At 71.8% G+C, this 21,123-nt stretch carries 19 protein-coding genes; 12 read left to right on the top strand and 7 right to left on the bottom strand.

Annotated features, from left to right (window positions below):
- Positions 1–74: 74 nt before the first annotated feature.
- Positions 75–1,778: a phenylacetic acid degradation protein PaaN gene (gene paaN, locus ACH4DZ_RS14125; RefSeq protein WP_398287324.1), complete on the bottom strand. Its 1,704-nt coding sequence runs from the start codon at positions 1,776–1,778 to the stop codon at positions 75–77.
- Positions 1,779–1,946: 168 nt separating this feature from the next.
- Here paaN and ACH4DZ_RS14130 point away from each other — a divergent pair, with 168 nt between their 5' ends.
- Both ACH4DZ_RS14130 and ACH4DZ_RS14135 read left to right on the top strand, forming a co-directional pair.
- Entirely contained in the window at positions 1,947–3,461 is a 1,515-nt protein-coding gene (locus ACH4DZ_RS14130) for a 3-hydroxyacyl-CoA dehydrogenase (RefSeq protein ID WP_398287325.1), read from the top strand.
- The gene (locus ACH4DZ_RS14135) at positions 3,458–4,069 is read left to right on the top strand and encodes a TetR/AcrR family transcriptional regulator (protein ID WP_398287326.1); all 612 of its coding nucleotides are present in this window, start codon (positions 3,458–3,460) and stop codon (positions 4,067–4,069) included. Before ACH4DZ_RS14130 ends, ACH4DZ_RS14135 begins: the two co-directional genes overlap by 4 nt.
- Positions 4,070–4,188: 119 nt before the next feature.
- On the opposite strand, the gene ACH4DZ_RS14140 is transcribed toward ACH4DZ_RS14135, so the two are convergent.
- Positions 4,189–4,674, bottom strand: a complete 486-nt coding sequence (locus tag ACH4DZ_RS14140) for an Lrp/AsnC family transcriptional regulator (protein WP_398287746.1) — start codon at positions 4,672–4,674, stop codon at positions 4,189–4,191.
- A 190-nt stretch (positions 4,675–4,864) separates the two neighbouring features.
- On the opposite strand from ACH4DZ_RS14140, the gene pdhA reads away from it, so the two are divergent.
- The 7 genes from pdhA to ACH4DZ_RS14175 all read left to right on the top strand — a co-directional run bounded on the left by pdhA (position 4,865) and on the right by ACH4DZ_RS14175 (position 13,043).
- Positions 4,865–6,046 (top strand): pyruvate dehydrogenase (acetyl-transferring) E1 component subunit alpha, encoded by a 1,182-nt coding sequence (gene pdhA, locus ACH4DZ_RS14145; protein WP_398287327.1) that lies wholly within the window; start codon positions 4,865–4,867, stop codon positions 6,044–6,046.
- Positions 6,043–7,047, top strand: coding sequence for an alpha-ketoacid dehydrogenase subunit beta (locus ACH4DZ_RS14150; RefSeq protein ID WP_398287328.1), 1,005 nt, complete (start codon positions 6,043–6,045; stop codon positions 7,045–7,047). Before pdhA ends, ACH4DZ_RS14150 begins: the two co-directional genes overlap by 4 nt.
- Positions 7,047–8,498 carry a dihydrolipoamide acetyltransferase family protein gene (locus ACH4DZ_RS14155; protein ID WP_398287329.1) on the top strand — a complete coding sequence of 484 codons (1,452 nt, stop codon included), beginning with the start codon at positions 7,047–7,049 and terminating at the stop codon, positions 8,496–8,498. Before ACH4DZ_RS14150 ends, ACH4DZ_RS14155 begins: the two co-directional genes overlap by 1 nt.
- Before the next feature lie 100 nt (positions 8,499–8,598).
- Entirely contained in the window at positions 8,599–9,519 is a 921-nt protein-coding gene (locus tag ACH4DZ_RS14160) for an NTP transferase domain-containing protein (RefSeq protein ID WP_398287330.1), read from the top strand.
- A complete protein-coding gene (locus ACH4DZ_RS14165; RefSeq protein WP_398287331.1) occupies positions 9,516–10,910 on the top strand; it encodes a molybdopterin molybdotransferase MoeA in 1,395 nt (464 codons plus the stop codon). Before ACH4DZ_RS14160 ends, ACH4DZ_RS14165 begins: the two co-directional genes overlap by 4 nt.
- Positions 10,898–12,004, top strand: a complete 1,107-nt coding sequence (locus ACH4DZ_RS14170) for a potassium channel family protein (protein WP_398287332.1) — start codon at positions 10,898–10,900, stop codon at positions 12,002–12,004. Before ACH4DZ_RS14165 ends, ACH4DZ_RS14170 begins: the two co-directional genes overlap by 13 nt.
- A gap of 58 nt (positions 12,005–12,062) precedes the next feature.
- On the top strand, positions 12,063–13,043 hold the full coding sequence (locus ACH4DZ_RS14175) for an NAD(P)H-quinone oxidoreductase (RefSeq protein ID WP_398287333.1): 981 nt from the start codon (positions 12,063–12,065) through the stop codon (positions 13,041–13,043).
- 66 nt (positions 13,044–13,109) lie between these two features.
- On the opposite strand, the gene ACH4DZ_RS14180 is transcribed toward ACH4DZ_RS14175, so the two are convergent.
- On the bottom strand, positions 13,110–13,538 hold the full coding sequence (locus tag ACH4DZ_RS14180; RefSeq protein WP_398287334.1) for a hypothetical protein: 429 nt from the start codon (positions 13,536–13,538) through the stop codon (positions 13,110–13,112).
- A gap of 207 nt (positions 13,539–13,745) precedes the next feature.
- On the opposite strand from ACH4DZ_RS14180, the gene ACH4DZ_RS14185 reads away from it, so the two are divergent.
- Entirely contained in the window at positions 13,746–14,321 is a 576-nt protein-coding gene (locus ACH4DZ_RS14185; RefSeq protein WP_398287335.1) for a PadR family transcriptional regulator, read from the top strand.
- Between the two features lie 86 nt (positions 14,322–14,407).
- A complete protein-coding gene (locus ACH4DZ_RS14190; RefSeq protein WP_398287336.1) occupies positions 14,408–14,950 on the top strand; it encodes a bacterial proteasome activator family protein in 543 nt (180 codons plus the stop codon).
- A 126-nt stretch (positions 14,951–15,076) separates the two neighbouring features.
- On the opposite strand, the gene ACH4DZ_RS14195 is transcribed toward ACH4DZ_RS14190, so the two are convergent.
- Positions 15,077–16,750 (bottom strand): protein kinase, encoded by a 1,674-nt coding sequence (locus ACH4DZ_RS14195; RefSeq protein ID WP_398287337.1) that lies wholly within the window; start codon positions 16,748–16,750, stop codon positions 15,077–15,079.
- Positions 16,751–17,103: 353 nt separating this feature from the next.
- On the opposite strand from ACH4DZ_RS14195, the gene ACH4DZ_RS14200 reads away from it, so the two are divergent.
- A complete protein-coding gene (locus tag ACH4DZ_RS14200; RefSeq protein WP_398287338.1) occupies positions 17,104–18,654 on the top strand; it encodes a protein kinase in 1,551 nt (516 codons plus the stop codon).
- A gap of 96 nt (positions 18,655–18,750) precedes the next feature.
- On the opposite strand, the gene ACH4DZ_RS14205 is transcribed toward ACH4DZ_RS14200, so the two are convergent.
- The 3 genes from ACH4DZ_RS14205 to ACH4DZ_RS14215 form a co-directional block, all read right to left on the bottom strand.
- A complete protein-coding gene (locus ACH4DZ_RS14205; RefSeq protein WP_398287339.1) occupies positions 18,751–19,776 on the bottom strand; it encodes a phosphotransferase in 1,026 nt (341 codons plus the stop codon).
- A gap of 45 nt (positions 19,777–19,821) precedes the next feature.
- Positions 19,822–20,244, bottom strand: coding sequence for a pyridoxamine 5'-phosphate oxidase family protein (locus ACH4DZ_RS14210; protein WP_398287340.1), 423 nt, complete (start codon positions 20,242–20,244; stop codon positions 19,822–19,824).
- A 95-nt stretch (positions 20,245–20,339) separates the two neighbouring features.
- Entirely contained in the window at positions 20,340–21,002 is a 663-nt protein-coding gene (locus ACH4DZ_RS14215; protein ID WP_398287341.1) for a response regulator, read from the bottom strand.
- Positions 21,003–21,123: the final 121 nt, after the last annotated feature.

The raw sequence follows: 21,123 nt of genomic DNA on the forward strand, positions 1-21,123 counted from the left end.
GTGGCCGACTGCGGGTCCGTCGTGGCTGGTCGCGCAGTTCCTCGCGCCCCTTGAAGGGCCGCCCCCCGCGGGGGCTACGCCTTGGTGTGGGTGTCGCTGCGGATTTCCACCACTCGGAAGCGGTTGGCCACGAACGCTCCGTCGCACAGGGCGGAGTTGGCCGCCGGGTTGCCGCCCGAGCCGTGGAAGTCGGAGAAGGCGGCCGTCTGGTTGACGTACACCCCGCCGGTGAGGTTCAGGGAGAGTTGGGCCGCCTCGTCCAGGCACGCCTCCCGGACGGCCTCCTCGACCTCCTCCGAGGTCGTGTACGCGCCGACGGTCATCGCGCCCTTCTCACGGACGGTGCGGCGCAGCAGTTCCACCGCCTCGGCCGCCGAGTCGACCGCGACGGCGAACGAGACCGGGCCGAAGCACTCGCTCATGTAGGCGGCCTGGTCGTCCGGCTTGCCGCCGTCGAGCTTCACGATCACCGGCGTGCGGACCACCGCGTCGGGGAACTCCGGGTGCGCGATCTCCCGTGAGGCGAGGGCGACTTCGCCGAGTCCGGCCGAGGCCTCGACGCGGGCCTTCACGTCGGGGTTCACGATCGCGCCCAGCAGCGCGTTCGCCCGGGTGTCGTCCCCGAGGAGCCCGTCGACGGCCCTCGCGAGGTCGGCGACCACCTCGTCGTACGACTTGGGGCCCTCCTCCGTACGGATGCCGGCGCGGGAGACGAGGAAGTTCTGCGGGGTCGTGCACATCTGGCCGCTGTAGAGGGACAGGGAGAAGGCGAGGTTCGACAGCATTCCCTTGTAGTCGTCGGTCGACTCCACGATCACCGTGTTGACGCCGGCCTTCTCCGTGTAGACCTGCGCCTGGCGGGCGTTGGTCTCCAGCCAGTCGCCGAACGCCGTCGAGCCGGTGTAGTCGATGATCCGGATCTCGGGGCGGGTGGCCAGGGTCTTGGCGATGCCCTCGCCGGGCCGCTCGGCGGCCAGCGCCACCAGGTTCGGATCGAAGCCCGCCTCGGCGAGCACCTCGCGGGCCACCTGGACGGTGAGCGCCAACGGCAGCACCGCGCGCGGGTGGGGCTTCACCAGCACCGCGTTGCCCGTGGCCAGGGAGGCGAACAGGCCCGGATAGCCGTTCCACGTGGGGAAGGTGTTGCAGCCGATCAGCAGCGCGACCCCGCGCGGCACCGGCGTGAACTGCTTGGTCAGTGCGAGCGGGTCGCGCTTGCCCTGGGGCTTCGTCCACTGTGCCGTCTCGGGGGTGCGGACCTGCTCCACGTACGCGTACGCCACCGCCTCCATGCCGCGGTCCTGGGCGTGCGGGCCGCCGGCCTGGAACGCCATCATGAAGGCCTGGCCGCTGGTGTGCATGACCGCGAGCGCGAACTCGTGCGTGCGGTCGCTGATCCGCTTGAGGATCTCCAGACACACCACCGCGCGTGTCTCCGCGCCCGCGTCGCGCCACGCGCGCTGTCCGACCCGCATGGCGGGCAGCAGCGTGTCGACGTCCGCGTGCGGATACGTGACGCCCAGTTCGATGCCGTACGGCGAGACCTCGCCGCCCACCCAGTCGTCGGTGCCGGGCTGGTCCAGGTCGAGCCGGCCGCCCAGCAGGGCGTCGAAGGCGGCCTTGCCCTCGGCCATCCCCAGGCTGCCGTTCTCCCCGTACGCCTTGGGGTGTTCGGGGTGCGGCGACCAGTACGCGCGCGTGCGCATCGCTTCCAGCGCCTGGTCGAGGGTCGGCCGGTGCTTGGCGATGAGCTCGTGCGCGGTCAGTGCGGCGGCCATGCGGAACCATCTCCTCGTTTCGTGAACTCTTCGTCGAGCTCAGGACCTGGCAGTCCAGCTCATGACCTGGGCAGAAACAGCCGGACAGAGCTAGAGTAACCGAACGATCGGTCGGGACAAGGGGGTCCGCTGAACCTGTGGAAAACCCCGTGCGGGAGGATCGCGAGCATGACAGCACTCGACCTCGCCGGCCCCGTGGCCGTCGTCGGCACCGGCACCATGGGCCAGGGCATCGCCCAGGTCGCACTCGTCGCGGGCCACCCCGTGCGGCTGTACGACACCGCGCCCGGCCGTGCCCGGGCGGCGGCCGAAGAGATCGGCGCCCGGCTCGACCGGCTCGTCGAGAAGGACCGGCTGACCGGCGCCGAGCGTGACGCCGCACGTGCCCGGCTGCGCCCTGCCGAGAGCCTCGCCGAACTCGCCGACTCGGGCCTCGTCCTCGAAGCCGTCCTGGAGCGACTGGACGTCAAACAGCAGCTGTTGCGCGAGCTGGAGGAGATCGTCCCGGACGACTGCCTGCTCGCCACCAACACCTCCTCCCTGTCGGTGACCGCGATCGGCGGCGCCCTGCGCAACCCCGGCCGATTCGTCGGGCTGCACTTCTTCAACCCCGCGCCGCTGCTGCCCCTGGTGGAGGTCGTCTCCGGGTTCGCGACCGACGTCACGTCGGCCACGCGCGCGTACGAGCTGGCCCGCGCCTGGGGGAAGACCCCGGTCGCCTGCGCCGACACCCCTGGTTTCATCGTCAACCGCATCGCGCGGCCCTTTTACGCCGAGGCCTTCGCGGTCTACGAGGCCCAGGCCGCCGACCCCGCGACGATCGACGCGGTCCTGCGCGAGTCGGGCGGCTTCCGAATGGGAGCCTTCGAACTGACCGACCTCATCGGCCAGGACGTCAACGAGTCCGTCACGCGCTCCGTGTGGGAGGCCTTCTTCCAGGACGTGCGCTTCACCCCCTCGCTGGCCCAGCGGCGGCTCGTCGAGTCGGGCCGCCACGGCCGCAAGACGGGGCACGGCTGGTACGACTACGGGGACGAGGGCGAGCGGCCCGAGCCGCACACCGCGGAGAAGGTCCAGCCGCCCGCCTACGTCGTCGCCGAGGGCGACCTGGGCCCCGCCTCCGAACTGCTCGCGCTGATCCGCGAGGCGGGCATCCAGGTCCGCGAGGACGAGGAGGACCACGGCACGCGCCTGGTCCTGCCGAGCGGCGGCCAGCTGGCCCTCGCGGACGGCCAGACCGCCGTCGAGTTCCGTGACGTCGTCTACTTCGACCTGGCGCTGGACTACCGCAGGGCGACCCGGATCGCCGTCTCCCACTCGCAGGACACCCAGACGCAGACCCTCGCCGAGGCCACCGGGCTCTTCCAGGCGCTGGGCAAGGACGTCAGCGTCATCGGGGACGTGCCCGGCCTGATCGTCGCCCGTACGGTGGCCCGCATCGTCGACCTCGCGCACGACGCCGTTGCCAAGGGAGTCGCCACCGAGGAGGACATCGACACGGCGATGCGCCAGGGCGTCAGCTACCCGCTCGGTCCCTTCGAGTGGAGCCGCAGGCTCGGCCGGAGCTGGGCCTACGACGTCCTGGACGACCTGCACATGCGCGATCCGTCGGGACGTTACGCGCCGTCCCTCGCGCTCTACCGCCACGCGTACGCCTCGGAAAAGCGGGAGGGCACCCCATGACCACCGCCAAGCGCGACACGTACACGCCGGAGACGCTGCTCTCCGTGGCCGTGCGGGTCTTCAACGAGCGCGGCTACGACGGCACCTCCATGGAGCACCTCTCCAAGGCGGCCGGCATCTCCAAGTCGTCGATCTACCACCACGTCACGGGCAAGGAGGAGCTGCTGCGCCGGGCCGTCAGCCGCGCGCTCGACGGCCTCTTCGGGATCCTCGACGAGGAGCACGCGCGCGAGGGGCGCGCCTTGGAGCGCCTGAAGTACGTCGTCCGGCGCATGGTCGAGGTCCTCACCGCCGAACTGCCGTACGTGACGCTGCTGCTGCGCGTGCGCGGCAACACCGACACCGAGCGGTGGGCCCTGGAACGGCGCCGGGACTTCGACCACGAGGTGGCCGCGCTCCTGAAGGCGGCGGCGGCCGACGGGGACGTACGCGCCGACCTGGAGGTCCGGCTCGCGACCCGGCTGGTCTTCGGGATGATCAACTCGATAGTCGAGTGGTACCGCCCGGACGGGCGGGGCATGGGCGAGCGCGAGGTCGCCGACGCGGTGGTGATGATGGTGTTCGGGGGACTCAGACAAGCGGACCGAGGCCCCGGACGAGCGGGCTGAGGGCCCGGACAGCCGGGCTGAGGTCCCGGACGAGCAGGCTGAGCCGGGCCGCACGGGGCGCGCCGACCGAACGGCGCGCCCTCTGCTCACCCGCACTCGCCCCCCCCCGGATTCCCCGCTCACCCCTGCGGTTCCAGGTCCTCCTCCTCGAACACCAGCAGTGTCCGGGTGCTGAGCACCTCGGGGATGGCCTGGAGCCGGGTGAGGACCAGTTCGCGCAGGGCCCTGTTGTCCGGCGTGTGCACCAGCAGCAGGACGTCGAAGTCGCCGCCCACCAGCGCGATGTGGGACGCCCCGGGAAGCCTCCTGAGCTGCTCACGCACCGTGCGCCAGGTGTTCTGCACGATCTTCAGCGTGATGTAGGCCGAGGTGCCGTGGCCCGCGCGCTCGTGATCGACACGGGCACCGAAGCCGCGGATCACGCCGTCCTCGACGAGGCGGTTGATCCGTGCGTAGGCGTTGGCGCGCGACACATGGACCCGCTCGGCGACCGACCGTATCGAGGCGCGGCCGTCCGCCTGGAGCATCTGGAGAATGTCCTGGTCGATGGAGTCGAGCGGACGCGGCGGCGGCAGGGTCGACCCGGGGTCCGGACCCTCGGCCATTTGTTCAGGTGCCATGTCCCCCCGCCTCCCTACCATGGACGTACTGCGTCCATCTCAGGCTGTGCAGAACCGTTTGTCCACAGCCTGACGGTGCCTGTAGCCAAAATGTGCCGACGACCGAACAATCGGTAGGTGAGGCGCGTCACTCTCGGCGGGCCTCTCGAAGCGACTCCCACGAGGAGGTGCCGACATGACGGTCATGGAGCAGCGAGGCGCGTACCGGCCGACGCCCCCGCCCGCCTGGCAGCCACGAACCGACCCCGCGCCGCTGCTGCCCGACGCGCTGCCCCATCGCGTCCTCGGCACCCGGGCGGCCGATCGGGTCGACCCGGATCTGCTGCGCCGGCTGTACGCGGAGCTGGTACGGGGCCGTCGGTACAACGCGCAGGCCACCGCCCTCACCAAGCAGGGCCGTCTCGCGGTCTACCCCTCCTCCACCGGCCAGGAGGCCTGCGAGGTCGCCGCCGCTCTCGTCCTCGAAGAGCGCGACTGGCTCTTCCCGAGCTACCGGGACACCCTCGCGGCGGTCGCCAGGGGCCTCGACCCCGTCCAGGCGCTGACGCTCCTGCGCGGCGACCGGCACACCGGCTACGACCCGCACGAGCACCGCATCGCCCCGCTGTGCACGCCCCTGGCGACCCAGCTCCCGCACGCGGTGGGCCTCGCGCACGCAGCCCGCCTCAAGGGTGACGACGTGGTCGCGCTCGCGCTGGTCGGCGACGGCGGCACCAGCGAGGGCGACTTCCACGAGGCGCTGAACTTCGCGGCCGTCTGGCAGGCCCCGGTGGTCTTCCTGGTCCAGAACAACGGCTTCGCCATCTCCGTCCCGCTTGCCAAGCAGACCGCCGCCCCCTCACTGGCCCACAAGGCCGTCGGGTACGGAATGCCGGGCCGGCTGGTCGACGGGAACGACGCCGCCGCCGTGCACGAGGTCCTCGGCGAGGCGATCGCCCACGCGCGCGCGGGTCTCGGCCCGACGCTCGTGGAGGCGGTGACATACCGCATGGAGGCGCACACCAACGCGGACGACGACAAGCGCTACCGCGAGGACACGGAGGTCGAGGCCTGGCGGGCCCATGACCCGATCGCCCTCATGGAGCACGAGCTCACCGAGCGCGGACTGCTCGACGAGGACGGTGTGCGCGCCGTGCGCGAGGACGCCGAGACGATGGCCGCGGACCTGCGCGAGCGCATGAACCAGGACCCGGTCCTGGACCCCATGGACCTGTTCGCGCACGTCTACGCCCGGCCCACCACGCATCTCCTGGAGCAGGAGGCGCAGCTGCGCGCCGAGCTGGACGCCGAGGCGCGCCACCACGAGGACGAGGACGCGGACGCGCACTCGCACGGGCCGGAAGGAAACACGCGATGACCACCGTCGCGGTGAAGCCGGCCACCATGGCGCAGGCCCTCGGACGGGCCCTGCGCGACGCCATGACCGACGACCCCACCGTCCATGTGATGGGTGAGGACGTCGGCACCCTCGGCGGTGTCTTCCGTGTCACCGACGGCCTCGCGAAGGAGTTCGGCGAGGACCGGGTCACGGACACACCGCTGGCCGAGGCGGGCATCCTCGGCACGGCGGTCGGCATGGCCATGTACGGGCTCAGGCCGGTCGTGGAGATGCAGTTCGACGCCTTCGCGTACCCGGCCTTCGAGCAGTTGATCTCGCACGTGGCGAAGATGCGCAACCGCACGCGCGGGGCGATGCCGCTGCCCCTGACCGTGCGCGTGCCCTACGGCGGCGGCATCGGCGGGGTGGAGCACCACAGCGACTCCTCCGAGGCGTACTACATGGCCACTCCGGGGCTGCATGTGGTGACACCCGCGACGGTCGCCGACGCGTACGGGCTGCTGCGTGAGGCAATCGCCTCCGACGACCCGGTCGTCTTCCTGGAGCCCAAGCGGCTGTACTGGTCGAAGGACTCCTGGAACCCCGACGAGCCGCAGTCGGTGGAACCGATCGGCCGCGCGGTGGTCCGCCGGCCGGGCCGCAGCGCCACGCTCATCACGTACGGGCCGTCGGTGCCCGTCTGCCTGGAGGCCGCGGACGCGGCGCGGGCCGAGGGCTGGGACCTGGAGGTCGTCGACCTCCGCTCCCTGGTGCCCTTCGACGACGAGACGGTCGCCGCGTCCGTGCGCCGCACCGGCCGGGCCGTCGTGGTGCACGAGTCGGGCGGCTACGGCGGGCCCGGCGGGGAGATCGCCGCGCGGGTCACCGAGCGGTGCTTCCACCACCTGGAGGCGCCGGTGCTGCGCGTGGCCGGGTTCGACATCCCGTATCCGCCGCCGATGCTGGAGCGGCACCATCTGCCCGGCGTCGACCGGATCCTGGACGCGGTGGCCCGGCTGCAGTGGGAGGCACAGAGCTGATGGCCCAGGTCTTGGAGTTCAAGCTGCCCGACCTCGGTGAGGGGCTCACCGAGGCCGAGATCGTCCGCTGGCTCGTCCAGGTCGGCGATGTCGTCGCCGTCGACCAGCCCGTCGTGGAGGTCGAGACGGCCAAGGCGATGGTCGAGGTCCCCTGCCCGTACGGCGGCGTGGTCACGGCCCGCTACGGCGAGGAGGGCACCGAACTGCCCGTGGGCTCCCCGCTGCTGACGGTCGCGGTGGGAGCGCCGGCTCCTGGCACACCGGACTTCGACGCGGCGGGCCTCGGGCCGTCCGCCCTCGACGCCCCGGCCGCCGGCGCACGGGCGGCCGGAGGCGAGGACGAGGGCTCCGGGAACGTGCTCGTGGGCTACGGCACGCAGGCGCCTCCGGCGCGGCGCCGCAGGGTACGGCCGGCCGCGCCCGGTGGGAGGCCGGGCCACCGGGCGCCGGGCCCGTCCTCCGGCGCGGCCCGCGCCGTCGCGCCTGCGCCCGCGACGGCGGGCGGGAGTGTCGATGCCGGGCGCCGGGCCGACGGCCCCGTGCCGGTCATCTCCCCGCTCGTGCGGCGGCTGGCTCGGGAGAACGGGCTCGATCTGCGGGCGCTGGCCGGTTCGGGACCCGACGGCCTGATCACGCGTGCGGACGTGGAGCACGCCGTGCGGACCGGTGCGTCCGCCCCGGCCGTCGCGCGGCCGGAGCAGAGCCCGGCGGCGGCACCCGTGCCGGCCACCGCGCGCGCGTCCGGTACCGCCGGTCCCCGCCCGGGCACCCGCGTCCCCCTCAAGGGCATCCGCGGTGCCGTCGCCGACAAGCTCTCGCGGAGCCGGCGCGAGATCCCCGACGCGACCTGCTGGGTGGACGCCGACGCGACGGAACTGATGCACGCGCGCGCGGCGATGAACGGGGCCGGAGGCCCGAAGGTCTCCCTCCTCGCGCTCCTCGCCCGTATCTGCACCGCCGCGCTGGCCCGGTTCCCCGAGCTCAACTCGACGGTCGACATGGAGGCCCGCGAGGTCGTACGGCTCGACGAGGTGCACCTCGGATTCGCCGCACAGACCGAGCGCGGACTCGTCGTGCCGGTGGTGAAGGGGGCGCACACCAGGGACGCGGAGTCGCTGAGCACGGAGTTCGCCCGGCTCACCGAGGCGGCCAGGACCGGGACGCTCACCCCGGCGGACCTCACCGGCGGGACCTTCACGCTGAACAACTACGGGGTGTTCGGCGTGGACGGCTCGACCCCGATCATCAACCACCCCGAGGCGGCCATGCTTGGCGTCGGCCGGATCGTCCCCAAGCCCTGGGTGCACGAGGGCGAACTGGCGGTGCGGCAGGTCGTACAGCTCTCGCTCACCTTCGACCACCGGGTGTGCGACGGCGGAACGGCGGGCGGTTTCCTGCGGTATGTGGCGGACTGCGTGGAAGAACCGGCGGTGCTGCTGCGGACCTTGTGACCCCCTCGGCCCCGTAGAGCCCGTGGCCGTCCGTCGCCACCCCCGTCCACATGCTGTGCGCGGGGGTGGAAATGATCCATCGGGCGCCCATACTCGTGGGGTGACCGCGTTCGAGCCACCCAGCGCACCCGGTTCCTCCGACGCGTTCGGTTCCTCCGGAGCACCCGGTACGGACGGCCATGACGCCGTCGTACTCGCCGGGGGCGCCGCCCGCCGTCTCGGCGGCGCGGACAAACCGGGCGTTCGCGTGGGCGGTCGCGCCCTGCTCGACCGGGTCCTCGCCGCCTGCTCCGGCGCGGCCGTCACCGTGGTCGTCGCGGAGCCCCGGCCCACCGCGCGCCCCGTGGAGTGGGCGCGAGAGGACCCTCCCGGCGGGGGCCCGCTCGCCGCGCTGGACGCCGGCCTGCGGCACACCACCGCCGAGTACGTCGTCGTGCTCTCCGCCGATCTGCCGTTCCTGGACCGGGAGACGGTACGAAGGCTGCTGACCGCCCTTCACGAGAGCGGCGCCGAGGGCGTGTTGCTCACCGACCCCGGCGGCCGCGACCAGCCTCTCGTGGCCGCGTACCGCCGCTCGGCGCTGCGACGCGAGCTGGCGGCTCTGTGCGCCGAGCACGGCGAACTGGCCGGTCTGCCGCTGCGGCGGCTCACCGGCGCGCTCGAACTGACCCGTATCACCGACCCCGTCGCGTCCTTCGACTGCGACACCTGGGACGACATCGCCGCCGCCCGGGCACGTATCAGGGAGCATGGGCACGTGTTGGATGAATGGATCACCGCAGTCAAGGACGAACTGGGCATCGACCTGGACGTCGACACCGACGTCCTGCTCGATCTCGCCCGCGACGCCGCCCACGGTGTGGCCCGTCCGGCGGCGCCGCTGACGACGTTCCTCGTCGGGTACGCGGCGGGCCGGGCCGAGGGAGGCCCCGAAGCGGTCGCGGAGGCCGCCCGCAAGGCCGCGGCCCTGGCGCTGCGCTGGGCGGCGGAGGCCGGGTCCGCCGCTCCGGACGCCGGATGACCGCCTCCGGGCAGTACGAGGAGGTCGACTTCGGCGTCGAGGAGGCCCTGGCCCTGGTCAAGGAAGGCAGTGTCAAGGAAGGCGGTGCCCCGGTGCACGACGACTCCGGGTCCACCGGAGCCTCCCGCCCGGTGCCCTCCCCGGCCCCGGGAGCCGGGAGCCGGAAGGACACCGCCGAGCACCACACCGAGCACCACACCGCCACGCCCTGGCAGCGGGCCCGCGCCATCGCCGGGCGGGCCCCCCGCCGCCCCGACACCTCCGTCTCCGTCACGCTGGACGCCGCGCTGGGCCTCGTCCTCGCCGCCCCGCTCGCCGCGCTCTCGGACCTCCCGTCCTTCGACACGTCCGCGATGGACGGCTGGGCGGTCGCCGGTCCCGGCCCGTGGGACGTGCGGGCCGAGGGAGTGCTCGCGGGTCGGAACGAGCCGCAGCGGCTCACCGACGGCGAGGCGGTCCGGATCGCCACCGGCGCACGGATCCCGCAGGACGCCTCCGCCGTGATCCGCAGTGAGCACGGCCGCACCGACGAGAAGGAGCGGCTGTACGCGACACGGGATGTCCTGCACGGGCAGGACATCCGGCCTCGCGGCCAGGAGTGCCGCTCCGGCGACCCCCTGCTGCCGCCCGGCACGCTGGTCACCCCGGCGGTTCTCGGACTCGCCGCCGCAGCCGGGTACGACACCGTCGTCGCCCTCCCCCGCCCCCGTGCGGAAGTCCTGGTCCTCGGCGACGAGTTGCTCACCGAGGGCCTGCCCCACGACGGGCTGATCCGGGACGCGCTCGGTCCGATGCTGCCGCCCTGGCTGCGCGCGCTCGGCGCGGAGGTCGTCGCGGTGCGCAGGCTCGGCGACGACGCCGAAGCCCTGCGCAAGGCCCTCAAGAGCTCCGACGCCGACCTGATCGTCACGACCGGGGGCACCGCCGCCGGCCCCGTGGACCACGTCCACCCGATCCTGCGCCGCCTCGGCGCCGAACTCCTGGTGGACGGCGTCGAGGTGCGCCCCGGCCACCCGATGCTGCTGGCGCGCCTCAAGGAGAACCAGCACCTCGTCGGGTTGCCGGGCAATCCGCTCGCCGCTGTCTCCGGTCTCCTCACGCTCGCCGAGCCATTGCTGCGCACCCTCGCGGGACGCGCGGCCCCGGAGTCGTACACGCTGCCCCTTCAGGACGGCGTGCACGGTCACCCGTACGACACCCGGTTGATTCCTGTCGTTCTGCGCGGGGACCGGGCCGTGCCGCTGCACTACAACGGGCCGGCCATGCTGCGGGGTATCGCCGTGGCCGACGCGCTCGCGGTCGTGCCGCCGGGCGGCGCACGGCCGGGTCAGGAACTTGAGATCCTCGACCTGCCCTGGGCCATGGCTGGGATCGAGGTGTGTTTCACGTGAAACTTCCGGGCCACGACGCGATCGCGCGCCAGGCGGGCGAACGCCTGGTCACCCATCGGGTGGAGCTGCCCCGCCAACGGGTGGAACGCCCCCTGTTCCAGGTCACCAGACGCGTCCTCATGGCGCTGCTGGTGCTGGTCGGCACGGCTTTCATCGTCTACTTCGACCGGGACGGCTACACCGACAACTCCGATAAGTCGGTCGACCTGCTCGATGCCTTCTACTACGCGACCGTCACGCTCTCCACCACCGGGTACGGCGACATCACCCCGGTCAGCGACGGCGCCCGCCTCACCAACATCTTCCTGATCACGCCGCTGCGCGTGCTCTTTCTGATCATCCTGGTCGGCACCACTCTCGAAGTTCTCACCGAACGGACTCGGGAGGAGTGGCGACTGAACCGCTGGAGGACCACTTTGAGGGAGCACACCGTTGTCATCGGGTTCGGCACGAAGGGCCGCTCGGCGATCCAGACCGTGTGCGCGACGGGGCTGAAGAAGGAGCAGGTCGTGGTCGTCGACCCCAGCTCCAAGGTGATCGAGGCGGCGACGGCGGACGGATACGCGGGGGTGGTCGGCGACGCCACGCGCAGTGACGTACTGCTCCGTGCCGAGGTGCAGCGGGCCCGGCAGATCATCATCGCGACGCAGCGCGACGACACCGCCGTGCTCGTCACGCTGACGGCCCGGCAGCTCAACCGCAAGGCGAAGATTGTGGCCGCCGTACGTGAGGAGGAGAACGCGCCCCTGCTGAAGCAGTCCGGCGCCGACGCCGTCATCACCAGTGCGAGCGCCGCCGGCCGCCTTCTCGGGCTCTCCGTGCTCAGCCCCAGCGCGGGCATGGTCATGGAGGACCTCATCCAGCAGGGCAGCGGACTCGATATGACCGAGCGCCCCGTCATAAAGGCCGAGGTCGGCAAGGGGGTCCGCGAGATCGAGGACCTGGTGGTGAGCGTCGTACGAGGCCATCGGGTGCTCGGCTACGACGACCCGGCCATCGGGAAGCTGCAGTTGACGGACCGTCTGATCACCATCGTGCGGGTCAGCCGGCACAGTCAGATCGCACCGGACATGAACCCGCTGCGGCAGGACTGAACCCCACGTGGCGGGCGGAATCCCCACGTGACGGGCTGTCGGGAGTAGCCTCGGCCGCATGCGAGCGATCACGATTCCTGAACCTGGTGGGCCCGAGGCGCTGGTGTGGGACGAGGTCCCGGACCCGGTGCCCGGCGAGGGCGAAGTGCTGGTCGAGGTGGTGGCGAGCGCGGTGAACCGCGCCGATCTGCTGCAGCGGCAGGGCTTCTACGACCCGCCGCCCGGCGCGTCCCCGTACCCGGGGCTCGAATGTTCCGGACGGGTGGCCGCGCTCGGACCCGGTACCTCGGGGTGGAACGTCGGAGACGAGGTGTGCGCGCTGCTCTCGGGCGGCGGGTACGCCGAGAAGGTGGTCGTCCCGGCCGGTCAGCTGCTGCCCGTGCCCGAGGGCGTCGACCTCGACAAGGCGGCCGCGCTGCCCGAGGTGTCCTGCACGGTCTGGTCCAACGTCTTCATGATCTCCCACCTGCGCCCGGGCGAGACGCTGCTGGTGCACGGCGGATCGAGCGGTATCGGCACGATGGCGATCCAGCTGGCCAAGGCCGTCGGCGCGAAGGTCGCCGTCACCGCCGGCAGCAAGGCGAAGCTGGACTTCTGCGCCGAGCTGGGCGCGGACGTGCTCGTCAACTACCGCGAGCAGGACTTCGTCGAGGAGATCAAGGCGGCCACGGACGGGGCGGGCGCCGACGTCGTTCTCGACAACATGGGGGCGAAGTATCTCGACCGCAATGTCACCGCTCTCGCCGCCAACGGGCGTCTCGCGATCATCGGGATGCAGGGCGGGGCGAAGGGGGAGCTGAACATCGGGGCGCTGCTGGGCAAGCGCGGCGCTGTCACCGCGACGTCGTTGCGGGCTCGGCCGGCCGGGGAGAAGGCGGCGATCGTGGCGGCCGTGCGGGAGCATGTGTGGCCGTTGATCGCGGGCGGGCATGTGCGGCCGATCGTCGACCGGGAGCTGCCCATGCGTGAGGCCGCGGCGGCGCATCGGGTGCTGGAGGAGAGCAGCCACATCGGGAAGGTGCTGCTCACGCTGGAGTAGGGCTGGCCGGAATCGGATGGCGGGCGCGGCCCGGCGGGGGCTGGTCGCGCAGTTGCCAGACAGGCTCTAGAAGCCTTGGCCCCGGCGGGCTCGTAGGGCCAGGAACGCCAGGCCCAGGCCCAGGCCGATCAGGACCAGGCCGGTGCCCAGGGGGAGTACCTGGAGGACGGGTTCCGAGGCGCGCACCGGGCGGTCGGCCGCCTCCTGCGCGTCGACGGGGCGGGCCGGCGGTTCCGGGGGCGCGGAGGAGGCCTCCCGGGCCTGGTTCTCGTTGCCCTCCGGGCTCTCTGCGCCGTCCGGGTGAGCCGACGGGTCGGCCTCGTCCGTCGGGGGCGTCTCCCGGCCCGGGCGCTCGCGGCCCTCTCCCGCGCGGCTGCCGGCCCGTGACTCGGCGGGGACCGGCTCGTACGCGGCGGCGTACGGCGTGAACGCGGGGCCCGCCAGCAGAGGCAGCAGCAGGCCGGTCACGCGAAGGGTGCGAAGCCATGGAGTCACGTCGGTGACCCCCTCCCGATACGGAGGATCCAAGATCAGCGGCTTCAGCCTCACACGGCGGGTCCGTACCGGCATCCGGAAGCCCGGCCGCCTTGTCACTCCGTGCCGTATCACTCCCGTCTTGTCACTCCGTGCCTGATCCCTCCGCGCCCTGTCACGTTCAGTGACAGCCGTGGCGTGCACAGGTGGACGGGGTACAAGTCGGGTATGTCGATACGTCATGGCCTGCTGGCGCTTCTGGAGCGCGGTCCCCGGTACGGATCGCGGCTGCGCACCGAGTTCGAGGCGCGCACCGGCTCGACCTGGCCGCTGAACATCGGCCAGGTCTACACGACCCTCGCCCGGCTGGAACGGGACGGCCTGGTCGTACAGCAGGGCGCGGACGAGGCGGGACACGTGCTGTACGCGCTGACGGACACCGGGCGGGCCGAGCTGCGGTCCTGGTTCATCCGGCCCGTGGAGCGTTCGAACCTGCCGCGCGACGAACTGGCGATCAAGCTGGCCATGGCGGTCGGGGCGCCGGGGGCCGACGTCCGGGCGATCGTCGAGGCGCAGCGGCGGTATCTCTCGGAGACCATGCACACGTACACGCGGCTCAGGGCCCGGGCGCTCGCGGAGGCGCCCGCCCACCGCGACGAGGTGGCCCGGCTCTTCGTCCTGGAGCATCTGATCTTCCGCGCGGAGGCCGAGATCCGCTGGCTGGACCACTGCGAGGCCCGGCTGCTGCGGCTCGCGGAGGCGGCTGCCACGGAGCCGCCGCCCCCGTCGGCACCGTCCGCCTGACGCGGGGCGCCCGTTCGTACAGGGTGGATCACGCTCTGGAGGGGGCACCACGCTGGTGACGTGTGTGAGTGCGAGAGAATGGCGGCATGGAGATGCCGAGGAACGAGAGGTCGCCGGAGAACCCCCAGATCCTGGTCGTAGGACAGGACGGGATGGCTCTCGGTGGCGGTGGAGACGAGGACTCCCGAGAGATCCCGGTGACGGAGATGGTGGAACAGCCGGCCAAGGTCATGCGCATCGGGAGCATGATCAAGCAGCTGCTGGAGGAGGTGCGTGCGGCACCCTTGGACGAGGCGAGCCGGGTACGGCTCAAGGAGATCCACGCCAGCTCGGTGAAGGAACTGGAGGACGGACTCGCCCCCAACCTCGTCGAGGAGTTGGAGCGGCTCTCCCTGCCGTTCACGGACGACGGTATCCCTTCCGACGCCGAACTGCGGATCGCGCAGGCTCAGTTGGTCGGCTGGCTGGAGGGTCTCTTCCACGGGATCCAGACCACCCTGTTCGCCCAGCAGATGGCGGCCAGGGCCCAGTTGGAGCAGATGCGCCGGGCGTTGCCGCCGGGCGCGGGCGGCGAGGACGAGGTGATGGACCCGAGGGCGGGCGGCCGTTCGGGCGGCCCGTACCTGTAGGCCCGTACCTGTAGACCCGTATCCGCGAAACCGAAGAAAGGGCCCGGCAGAAATGCCGGGCCCCTGTCATGACGTCTCATGCTGTCCCATGACGACCCGTGACGTCCCGGGGTGTTTCTCGGTGGGTCAGGCGGGGTCGCCCGTCGACACATAGAGCTGGATCTTGGGCATGCTCTCGGGGTCGACGTCCGACTCCGCCTCGGGGATCTGGGTCATGACCGTGCCCTCGCCGTAGGCGTTCTCGTCCACCGGCTTGGTCTCGTACTGCCAGCCCGCCGCTTGGAAGCACGCCTTCACGGACTCGATGTTCTTGAACTTGAAGTTCGGGACCTTGATCTTGTCCTCGTCGTTGTACGACTCGTCGGGCTCGGTGCACTCGGTCGTGTCGATCTTCTTCGTGGTGTCCGGTCCCTTGTGTCCGGACACCTCCTCGGAAGCCGAGGCGCGGGCGCTGGCGGAGGCGTCCGCCTTGTTCTTGTCGTCGTCGCCACCACCCAGCGTCAGAGCGGCGATCAGCCCGCCGACGGCGAGCAGCGCGACGACGATCGAGCCCACGATCACCGGCATGTTGCTCTTGCGGCCACCACCGTTGGCGCCCGCGGACTGGGGGGACATCGTGTACGGCGGCGGGGTCGTCAGACCCTGCTGCGGGGCGTACGCGGCGGTGTGGTGCGGGGTCGGGTAGCCGCCCTGCTGCGGATAGCCGTACGACGGAGCGGGGGCGTGCGCGGGGTTGGGCGCCGGGGTCGGCACGGGCGTCGACGGGCCGTAGGGACCGGGCTGGTACGGCGTCTGTACGTTGCCCTGTGGTGCCTGGGCCGCATGATCGACCGGCGGGAACACCGCGGAGCTCACACCGGCTCCGCTGGACGTCTGCGCGCCCGGCACGATGCTAGGGGGCACGGCCTGGACGGACTGGGCCACACGCAGGCACTCGTCACGCATCGACTCCGCGTTGACGAAACGCTCGTTCGGGTTCTTCTTCAGCGCGCGGGCGATCAGCGCGTCCACGGCCGGGGGCAGCGAGCGGTTGACCGAGGAGGCCGCGACGGGCGTCTCCTGGACGTGCGCGTACGCGATGGCCAGCGGTGAGTCCGCCTCGAACGGCAGCCGCCCGGTGACCAGTTGGAAGAGCATGATGCCGACCGAGTACAGGTCGGAGCGGGCGTCGACACCGCGGCCGAGGGCCTGCTCGGGGGAGAGGTACTGCGGGGTGCCGACGACCATGCCGGTCTGGGTCATCGAGGTCACACCGGACTGCATCGCGCGGGCGATGCCGAAGTCCATGACCTTGACCACGCCTCGCTTCGTCATCATGACGTTGCCCGGCTTGATGTCGCGGTGGACCAGCCCCATCTCGTGGCTGATCTCCAGAGCGGCCAGTACGTCCGCGGTGATCTTCAGGGCCTTGTCGACGGGCATGGCGCCGTACTGGGCGACGTCCTGGTCGAGAACCGAGCCGAGCGGACGGCCCTCCACGTACTCCATGACGATGTACGGGGTCGGCGCACCGGAGTCGCCGTCGAGCTGTGTGTCCTCGCCGGTGTCGAAGACCGAGACGATGTTCGTGTGCGTGAGCTTGGCCACCGACTGGGCCTCGCGGCGGAAACGCTCGCGGAAGGCCTGCTCACGGCCGAGGTCGGTGTGCAGCGTCTTGATCGCGACCTGCCGGTCGAGCACCGAGTCGTAGGCGAGATGCACCGACGCCATGCCGCCCTCGCCGAGCAGGTCGCGCAGCTGGTAGCGCCCGCCGGCGACCGATCGCCCCACGTACCGGCCGTGTGCCCCGTCCTGGCTCATCTTTCTGCGTCCCCCATCGGCAGTGCGCCGTCACGCGGGCGAAAGTTGACTGATGTGGCTCCCGCGGCCGGTGATCTCTGGTGTTATTCCGGCCAAGTCTGCCGGAGGGCACTGACACGTCAAGCTCAGTGCCCGTTCCGTGACCGTACGCGAAGGAAGCGTCGCGGAAGCGTTACAGGTGCTGTACGACCGGTGCACAGAATGTGCACCCGTGGACCGGCCGCGGGTTCCGCGAGCGGGTCCATCACGGACCGGCGGTTCGCGTGGAGGCTGTAGCGTGGCCCGACGGAGACCGTAACAACCACCGCGCGTACTACGTCGACCGGTGCGGACAGAAACGACGGCGAGGACTGATGGCACAGCAGCAGCGCGCTCAGGGCCCGTCCGACCCCGAGGCGACTGGCGGCGGTATGTCAGATGCGCCGGAGTTGTGGGGTAACGGCGGACTGGTCGGGGACGGCCGGTATCGGCTGACCCACAGACTCGGCCGGGGTGGTATGGCCGAGGTGTTCGCGGCCGAGGACGTCAGGCTGGGGCGGACCGTGGCGGTCAAGCTGCTCCGTTCCGACCTGGCCGAGGACCCGACCTCGAAGGCCCGCTTCACACGCGAGGCCCAGTCGGTCGCCGGCCTCAACCACCATGCGGTGGTGGCGGTTTACGACTCGGGCGAGGACGTCCTCCCCCACCAGGTCGTCCCGTACATCGTGATGGAGCTCGTCGAGGGCCGTACGATCCGCGACCTCCTGATCAACGCCGAGGCCCCGGGGCCCGAGCAGGCGCTGATCATCGTCTCCGGCGTGCTCGAAGCGCTCGCCTACTCGCACCAGCACGGCATCGTCCACCGGGACATCAAGCCCGCGAACGTGATCATCACCGACACCGGTGCGGTGAAGGTGATGGACTTCGGCATCGCGCGCGCCCTCCACGGCGCCCAGTCGACGATGACCCAGACCGGCATGGTCATGGGTACGCCCCAGTACCTCTCTCCGGAGCAGGCGCTCGGCAAGGCCGTCGACCACCGCAGCGACCTGTACGCGACGGGCTGTCTGCTCTACGAACTCCTCGCGCTGCGCCCCCCGTTCACCGGTGAGACCCCGCTGTCGGTGGTCTACCAGCACGTCCAGGACATTCCGGTGCCCCCGTCCGAGGTCTCGGACGCGACGCCGCCGGAGCTCGACGGCCTGGTCATGCGTTCCCTCGCGAAGGAGCCGGACGACCGGTTCCAGACCGCCGAGGAGATGCGCGGCCTCGTCCAGTACGGGCTGCAGATGCTGTACGACCAGGGCGGCCACACCGGCACCTGGAACACCGGCCCGGTGACCGCGCACGACGGCGTGAGCACGCCGGCGCTGGGTCTCGCGGGCGCGGCCGGGCTGCCGCACCCCGGTGACTCGGGCACCGCCCAGATCCCGTCACCGCTCCTGCCTCCGGGCCGGGGCGGCGACGACGGCGGGTTCGAGGGCCACGGCAACCACGGCAGTGGCCGCGGCAGGATGTGGATCCTCGCCGTCTTCGCGGTGATAGCGATCGCGGCGGGAGTGGCGCTGGCGCTCAACGGCGGTGGCGGCGGTGGTGGCGGGGGCGACACGAAGACGACGCCGACCGCCTCGGAGACCGAGAAGGACACCACTCCGAGCGAGGACACGTCGGACGAGCCGACGGACGAGGAGACGGACGAGGACACGAGCACGGGCGGCAACTCGGACTACACGCCGTCGTACGAGCCGTCGCCGTCCTACTCCCCCTCGCCCACGGAGTCCGAGCCCTCGGCCGACCCCACGACCAAGGAGCCCACTCCGACGGAGACGGAGGAGGAGCCGACGCCTTCGGAGGAGGAGCCGACCGCGTCGGAACCCGCGGCCGACGGTGGCAACGCGAACGGGGAGCCCGGCGCCGAGGACTGATCCGTCGGCCGCCCCTGCACGATCGCCCACGCGCGCGTGGAGCCCGTTGAACGGGCTCCACGCGCGCGTGCCGTTCGTCCGAGGCCCTGCGGAGCCTCACCCCACGAACGCCTCGCACACCGCGTCGTACTCCCGGGTCCACCACACCGCCAGCGCGGAGGCCGCGGGGAACTGCGGGTCGGCCCGGGTGTCCCCGCGTTCGTAGTGCCAGCGCAGTATCCAGAAGTCGTTGAGGCGCTCCCACCACACCCGGTGCACGGCGGCCGAGAGTTCGGACGGGGTGGCCCGCGCGGAGCGGCGGTACGCGCGCGCGTAGGCCCGTACCTTCGGCAGGTCGAGCGTGCCGGCGGGGCGTACGAAGAAGATCACGGCGGCGCGCACCGCCTCCTCGGCCCGCGGCTGGACGCCGAGCCGGTCCCAGTCGACGATCGCGGCGGGGGCACTTCCTTTGTAGAGCACGTTGAAGGGGTGGAAGTCCCCGTGCACCCAGCCCACCGAGCCGCCCCTCGGGGGCAGCCGGTCCGCGTGCCGTTCCAGGAGGGTGCGCCGCTCCAGGAGACGGTGTCGGGCCAGTTCGTCGAAGGTGTCGGCCGGGCGGTGGCGGCGTACCCGGGCGAGCAGGTCGTCGATGAGCGCGAAGGTGGCCACGGGGTCGGCGCTCTCGGTCCGCTCCCCGGACTCCCGCGGCGGCATCACCTGCTCCAGGGACGCGTGGACGACCCCCAGGAGGGCGCCCAGGCGGCGGCACTGCTCGGGAGTGAGCTGGGCGCCGCCGCGGTGTCCTCCGTCGATCCAGGGGTGCAGCGCGTACGCGTGGCCGCCGATCACGGCGACCGTACGGCCGTCCTTCCCGGTCAGCGGCGGGGCCACCGGGACGCCAAGGTCGGCGAGCCGCCGGGTCGCGCGGTGCTGGCGGGCGATCGCCGCGGGGTCGGCCGTCTCGGGGTCGAAGTGGTGCTTGAGGAAGTACCGGCCCCGGGTGGTGGCGAGCCGGTAGCCGCGGTTGAGCAGCCCCTGGGCGACGGGTTCGCAGGTCAGCGGTGCCCCGGCGGCGTACCGGCGCAGCAGGGCGCCCAGCGGGGGTGCGGGGGAGGGAACGGGTAAAACAGATGAGCGCGGCACGCGCCAGATGTTAGGGCACCGGAGGGACCCTCCGTATCGTGCTCATTACTTATTGTGCTCGTTCGGGTGCTCCATGGCGATGCCCAGGGAGTGCACGGTGGCCATGCTGGGCGCGATCTCCAGGTAGACGGCCTCGAAAGGGCTGCCGTCCACGCGCAGCGGGCCGGGGCCGAAGCGTTCGAGCTGGGCGTCGGTCGGCTCGGTGCTCTCGCACCACCCGACGACCTGGACGGACCACCGCTCCGTGCCCGCGGGGGCGGAACCCAGGTTGTCCGCGCCGTACGCGACGACACTGCCCGCGCACACCCGGTGGTGTCCGTGGCCCCTGTGCATCCTCAGCAGGACGCGGTCGCCCACCACGACATGGCGGGCCGGTGCCAGGAAGGGCAGTGCGCGCACGCTGGCCGCCACCCGGCCGTACTCGACGCGGCCGAGCAGGCCGGCGGCGATGTGCTGGTCGGTCGGCATGCCCCCAATCTGCGGCATCCGACAGCGCCGGGAGAAGGGGCGCCGGGCCCCCGCACGCGGGCCGTAGGTCCCGTTCCGCCGTGCGGGGCCTCGGTTCACCGCTGCCGGCCCGCCTGCATCCGGGCCACATAGGCGGCCGCCTGCGCGCGCCGCTCCATGCCGAGTTTGGCCAGCAGGCTGGAGACGTAGTTCTTGATGGTCTTCTCGGCGAGATGCAGCCGCTCGCCGATCACGCGGTTGGTGAGCCCCTCACCGATCAGGTCGAGGATCCTGCGCTCCTGGTCGGTGAGTTTGGCGAGCCTGGCGTCACCCTTGGGGCTGCCTCCGTCGCGCAGCCGCTCCAGGACGCGGGCGGTAGCCTCCGGGTCGAGCAGCGACTTGCCCGCCGCGACGTCACGGATCGCCGAGAGCAGTTCGTCGCCGCGGATCGCCTTGAGCGCGTAGCCCGAGGCGCCCGCCATGATCGCGTCGAAGAGGGCCTCGTCGTCGGCGTACGAGGTCAGCATCAGGCACTTGATCGACTCGTCCTCGGAGCGGATCTCGCGGCAGACCTCCACTCCGCTGCCGTCCGGCAGCCGCACGTCCAGGACGGCGACGTCGGGGCGCGTGGCCGGAATTCGCGCCAGTGCGTCGGCGGCCGTACCGGCCTCGCCGACCACCTCGATGTCGTCCTCCATCGAGAGCAGCTCATGAACTCCCCGGCGGACCACTTCATGGTCGTCGAGAAGAAAAACGGTGATTTTTCCCTCTTCGCGCACGGAGTCAGTCTCACACACGATCTTTCCGCTTGCGCCAGTCGAGCCCTTCCCGTCCCCGGGGTGACCGGGATAACGTGCCGGTGTTCCGGCCCCCTGCCAGGCTGTTACCAGTGCTGTGACC

The organism is Streptomyces sp. NPDC017991, assembly GCF_044328075.1.
Taxonomy (GTDB): Bacteria; Actinomycetota; Actinomycetes; order Streptomycetales; family Streptomycetaceae; genus Streptomyces.